This window comes from Streptomyces boluensis (genome assembly GCF_009908195.1).
GTDB lineage: Bacteria > Actinomycetota > Actinomycetes > Streptomycetales > Streptomycetaceae > Streptomyces > Streptomyces boluensis.
This window is the reverse complement of record NZ_JAAAHS010000452.1, coordinates 1-5,471: the sequence shown is the minus strand read 5'-3', so window position 1 is coordinate 5,471 and position 5,471 is coordinate 1. Positions and strand designations below refer to the sequence as shown.

Genomic DNA, 5,471 nt, shown 5'->3' with positions numbered 1-5,471 from the left:
CGATCCCCCGTGCGTTCCCCCGTGCGCCCCCCGTACGTCCCCCGTGGTCGTGCTACTTCGGCGGGGCGGGCGTGTGGTTGTCGCCCATGGTGGTGATGCCGTCCATCGGCGGGGCGGGCGTGTGGTTGTCGCCCATGGTGGTGATGCCGTCCTGCGGAGGCGCGGGCGTGTGGTTGTCGCCCATGGTGGTGATGCCGTCCTGCGGAGGCGCTGTCGCGTGGTTGTCCTGAGTGGTGATGGCGTTCCGCTTCTTCTCGGTGTTGCTCATAACTGCCCCCTGGTGTCGAATCCGGGCTGATGGGTGGCCCTGTCCGGCGACTCCCCCGAGGACCGCCGGACAGGGTGGTGAGAGACGCTCACCTGGCTGGTGAGGTTCCACGGATCCGTCTGCCCCCCGACGCGACGGATCGACAGGAACATCATGTCTGATCGGCATAAACAATCGATGAACGCCCTTGTGGTTCGCCGATCAGGCGGCGGACACCGGCGTCAGCAGCCCGCGTACCTCTTCGGCGAGTTCCGAGCCTGCCTGCTCGTGCAGCGACAGCGCCTCACGCCAACAGGCACGCGCACGGTCCGACTGCCCGAGGGAGTCCAGTGCACGACCGAGCGTGGTCAGGACACCCGCACGGATACGGTCACCGCCGATGCACCCGATGGCCAGGGCCTGTTCGGCGTACTGAGCGGCCAATGTCGGGCGCTTGGCCGCCAAGTGGGCCTGGGCGATACGGAAGTGCGTCGTCCCCTCCCACAGGCGCTGGCGGTTCTTCCCGAACATCTCCAGGGCGTCGTTCAGTTGCTCCAGCGCCTCGGTGTGCTGGCCCGTCTGTGTCAGCACGACCCCGAGCGCGTAGCGGCCGTTGGCCAGGCGCAGGGTGAGGCCCATGCGGTCGTATATGGCGGTGCCCTGCCGGGCCAGCTCCACCGCGCTGGCGGTACGTCCCGTGAGCATGTGCAGCCGGGACAGGTTGCACAGGGCGCTCGCCTCACCGGGGCGGTTGCCGTCCGCGCGGGAACCTTCCATCGCCCGGAGGAGATGCTGCTCGGCCTCGTCGTACCGCTCCTGGTTGAAGGCGATGATGCCGCGGTCGTTGCTGGCCCAGTAGACCGGCGCCGGGTCGTCGACCGAGGCCGCCAACTCGGCGGCGACCCGGGCCTCTTCGTCCGCTTCCGTGTACCGGCCGGCCACGAGGTGCGCGTTGGTGAGCGCCGTCCGGGCCCTGCCCTCCGTACGGGCGTCGCCCTGGGCGTGCGCGGCGTCCCGGGCGGCGCAGGCGGCGAACTCGTACTGCTTCGAGTTGGCGCCCGACTCCGCGAGGTCCTTCGCGGCCCAGATCAGGTCCACCGCCGGGCGCAGCCGCTCCGTCGCGGCCGCCTGCCGGGCGCACGCCAACAGGCAGTTGGCCTCGGTGTAGAGCCAGTCGAGCGACTCCTGGCGGTCGGTGAAGTCGAGGCCCGCGGACCGGGTGGGTTCCAGATGGGCGGGCAGCCGGTCCTCGGGCCGCTCGATCGCGAACACCTTGGAGGTCGTCGCCAGATAGAAGTCCAGAAGACGGGAGAGCGCCGCCTCCCGCTCGCTCGGCGGCTGCTCGTCCCGCTCCGCGCACGCACGCGCGTAGAGGCGGACCAGGTCGTGGTAGCGGTAGCGGCCGGGTGCGGCGGATTCGAGGAGGGAGGTGTCCACGAGGGCTTCGAGGAGGTCTTCGGTGTCCTCGACCGGCAGGTCGAGCATCGCGGCGGCCGCAGCGAGGGACATGTCGGGCCCGTCGACGAGCCCGAGCAGCCGGAACGCGCGGGCCTGCGCGGGCTCCAACTGGCCGTACCCCAGCTCGAAGGTGGCCTTGACGGCCAGGTCACCGGCCTGCAGCTCGTCCAGGCGACGGCGCTCGTCGGCGAGCTTCGCGGCGAGCACCGAGACCGTCCAGGTACGCCGGGAGGCGAGCCGGGACGCCGCGATCCGGATGGCGAGGGGCAGGAACCCGCAGGCCGCGACCACGTCGAGGGCGGCCTCACGCTCGGACGCGACGCGCTCCTCGCCGACGATCCGGATGAACAGCTGAAGCGCTTCCTCCGGCGACATCACATCGAGGTCGACGAGGTGCGCACCGGCCAGGTCGACCATCCGCATCCGGGACGTGATCAGCGCCGCGCAGCCTTCCGTGCCGGGCAGCAGGGGCCTGACCTGGGCGGCGTCGCGGGCGTTGTCAAGGAGGACGAGGACGCGGCGGCCGTCGAGGAGTGAGCGGTAGAGCGCGGCGCGCTCCTCCAGGGTGTCGGGGACGGCCGAGTCCGCCGTGCCGAGGGCGCGCAGGAACGCGCCGAGCACCGCTTCCGGTTCGGCGGCACGCGCGCCGGCGCCCTGGAGGTCGACGTAGAGCTGGCCGTCCGGGAAGTGGACGCGGGCGGCGTGCGCGACGTGCACGGCGAGGGTGGTCTTGCCGACGCCGCCGATGCCCGCGAGCGCGGAGACCGCCATGACGCGGCCCTCGGCGGAGGAGAGCACATCGCCCAGTTCCGCCACGAAAGGGACGCGTCCGGTGAAGTCGGGCACGGTGGCCGGGAGTTGGGCCGGGCGGACCGTCGCGGACGCGGGTTCGGTGGCGGACGCGGGCTCGGCGAGGCCCGGGTCGGCCTGGAGGATGCGCTGCTGCAGCTCGGAGAGGCCGGGGCGCGGGTCGACGCCCAGCTCGTCGGAGAGCAGCCTGCGGGTGTCCGCGTACACGGCGAGGGCCTCGGCCTGGCGGCCGGAGCGGTACAGGGCGAGCATCAGCTGTTCGCGGAGCCGCTCGCGCAGCGGGTGCGCGGCGGTGAGCGCGGTGAGCTCGGAGACGGCCTCCGCGTGGCAGCCCTGCTCCAGGTCCATGTCGAGCCGGGTCTCGACGAGTTGGAGGCGCCACTCCTCCAGGCGGACCCGCTGGGCGTCGGCGTGCGGGCCTGGGACGTTGGCGAGCGGTTCGCCGTCCCAGAGGCTGAGGGCCTTGTTGATGAGGGAGCGGGCCTGGCCGAGGTCGCCCGCGCCGCGCGCCTTCTCGGCGTCGGCCCACAGGTCTTCGGCGAGGGCCAGGTCGAGGGCGCCGGAGAGAACCGGAAGCCGGATCGCGTACCCGCCGGACTCGCTGGAGAGGACGCCGGGGTCGAGGGCCTTGCGCAGCCGGGAGGCGTATGTACGCACCGCGGCGAGGGCTTCCTTGGGCGGCTCGTCGCCCCAGATCGCGTCGATCAGTTCGGCCGCGGTGGCGGTGCGGCCCGCGCGCAGCAGCAGGGCGGCGAGCAGGGCGCGTTGTTGTGGAGAACCGGTGGTCAGGGGCTCGGCTCCGCGCCAGGCGCGTACCGGTCCGAGCACGCTGAAGCGCAACGGCTGTCCCTCCGGGCGCCGCTGCCCGGGTACGCGCGGTACACCGTCCATCGTTGTCCCCCTGGCGAAATGCCGGACGTGCTCAAGGCCTGGAGTCGGTCGGACATCGGGGAGGCGGGGTGCCCGTCCTGAGCCCTTCCCGGTCCGAGTTCTGGAATTGCCCTCGCCAGTCTGCCTTGTCAGGGGCGTTTGCGTCAGCCGTGCGAGACAGCTCTCACAGGGTCCACGCAAGGAGGACGCGCGGTGAGTCACAGATTTTCCACGGCGCGCTACTAGCTGACGGTTCGTCAGATCGGCGCTACCGTGAGGCGTATGGAGCGTATGGAGACCTTCCCGAAGATCATCTCGGTGGACGACCACACGGTGGAGCCCCCCAACGTCTGGCGGGACCGGCTCCCGTCGAAGTACCACGACATCGGCCCGCGCGTCGTACGTGCCCCGCTGAAGGAAATGACCTTCATGGGCGGCAAGTTCGCACCGGTCATGGGCGCCAAGGGCGACGACGGGCCGATAGGCGACTGGTGGGTGTACGAGGATCTGCACCGCCCGCTCACCCGCCTCGACACCGCCGTCGGCTACGACCGCGACGAGATCAAACTCGAAGTGATCACGTATGAGCAGATGCGTCCGGGTTCGTTCTCGGTGCCGGAACGCCTCGCGGACATGGACGTCAACCACGTCCAGTCGGCGGTCTGCTTCCCGACGTTCCCGCGGTTCTGCGGGCAGACCTTCACCGAGGCCAAGGACCATGAACTCGGCCTGCTCGGCGTGCGGGCGTACAACGACTGGATGGTGGAGGAGTGGTGCGGCCCGCAGGCGCGCGGCCGCCTGATCCCCCTCACCCTGATCCCCCTCTGGGACCCGCAGCTCGCGGCGGAGGAGGTACGCCGCAACGCGGCCCGCGGCGTACGCGCGGTGGCGTTCTCCGAGATCCCGCCGCACCTCGGCCTCCCGTCCATCCACACCGACGAGTGGGACCCGTTCCTGCGGGCCTGCGACGAGACCGGCACGGTCATCGCGATGCACATCGGCTCGTCGTCGAGGATGCCGTCGACCTCCGCCGACGCCCCGCCCGCGGTCGGCTCCACGATCACCTTCGCCAACTGCTGCTTCTCGATGGTCGACTGGCTGATGAGCGGCAAGTTCGAGCAGTTCCCCAACCTGCGGATCATGTACGCGGAGGGCCAGATCGGCTGGATCCCGTACATCCTGGAGCGGGCGGACGTGGTCTGGGAGGAGAACCGCGCCTGGGGCGGCGTCGCCGACAAGGTCACCCGCCCGCCGTCCGAACTCTTCGCGGAACACGTCTACGGCTGCTTCTTCGACGACGCGTTCGGCTTGAGGAACCTCGACTCCATCGGGGTGGGGAACGTGCTGTACGAGACGGACTACCCGCACTCGGACTCGACGTGGCCCAAGTCCCGTGAGGTGGGGGAGTCCCAGATGGGGCATCTGGCGCCGGATGTGGTGGACCGGCTGGTCCGGGGCAATGCGATTTCGCTGCTCGGGCTGACGGAGGACGGGTTGTGGGGGCCGTCGGCGCCCTGAGTCCTCGCCGGACGGGCCTCCTCAATCGCCGGAGGGGCTAAAAAATAGCCCCTCCGGCGATTGAGGAGCGGGAAGAGGAAAGCACCCGCACAAGCCTTGCCTGACGACCCCCCACCCCCCACGATGGCCGTCGACGTCAAGATCTGACGGTCCGTCAAATAAGGGGGCCCAGCCATGACGCAACTCTTCCCGCAGAACCACCTCGCGTACGGCATCCAACTACCCATCCAGTCCCAGAGCACGATCTACGCCGAGCCCTGGGAAGCCGACGCAGGCCCCACCGACCTCGCTGAGCTCGCCCGCGTCGCCGACCGCTCCGGCTTCGACTACATCGCCTGCTGCGACCACGTCGCGATCCCCCGCCGGCTCGCGGCAGCGATGAGCACCGTCTGGTACGACCCCGTCGCGACCCTCTCCTTCCTCGCCGGGGTCACCGAACGCGTACGGCTGCTCAGCCACGTGGCCGTCGTCGGCCTCCGGCACCCGCTCGCCACCGCCAAGCAGTACGCCACGCTCGACCACCTCAGCGGGGGCCGGCTGATCCTCGGGGTCGGGGCCGGGCATGTGC

General features: G+C 70.7%; 4 protein-coding genes. 2 read left to right on the top strand and 2 right to left on the bottom strand.

Going from position 1 to position 5,471, the window contains the following annotated elements:
• Nucleotides 1-52 precede the first annotated feature (52 nt).
• On the bottom strand, nt 53-268 hold the full coding sequence (locus GUY60_RS33515) for a hypothetical protein (protein ID WP_161704779.1): 216 nt from the start codon (nt 266-268) through the stop codon (nt 53-55).
• Nucleotides 269-469: 201 nt separating this feature from the next.
• The gene (afsR, locus tag GUY60_RS33510; protein ID WP_161704777.1) at nt 470-3,406 is read right to left on the bottom strand and encodes an SARP-family global regulator AfsR; all 2,937 of its coding nucleotides are present in this window, start codon (nt 3,404-3,406) and stop codon (nt 470-472) included.
• A 270-nt stretch (nt 3,407-3,676) separates the two neighbouring features.
• On the opposite strand from afsR, the gene GUY60_RS33505 reads away from it, so the two are divergent.
• Entirely contained in the window at nt 3,677-4,903 is a 1,227-nt protein-coding gene (locus GUY60_RS33505) for an amidohydrolase family protein (protein WP_161704781.1), read from the top strand.
• 174 nt (nt 4,904-5,077) lie between these two features.
• Nucleotides 5,078-5,471, top strand: a 394-nt coding sequence (locus GUY60_RS33500; RefSeq protein ID WP_161704775.1) for an LLM class flavin-dependent oxidoreductase, incomplete at its 3' end; no start/stop codon positions are given.

What these genes read in the sequence shown, in the direction of transcription:
- GUY60_RS33515 (WP_161704779.1), bottom strand. Translation starts at nt 268, where the DNA reads ATGAGCAACACCGAGAAGAAGCGGAACGCCATCACCACTCAGGACAAC.
- GUY60_RS33505 (WP_161704781.1), top strand. Translation starts at nt 3,677, where the DNA reads ATGGAGACCTTCCCGAAGATCATCTCGGTGGACGACCACACGGTGGAG.
- afsR (WP_161704777.1), bottom strand. Translation starts at nt 3,406, where the DNA reads ATGGACGGTGTACCGCGCGTACCCGGGCAGCGGCGCCCGGAGGGACAG.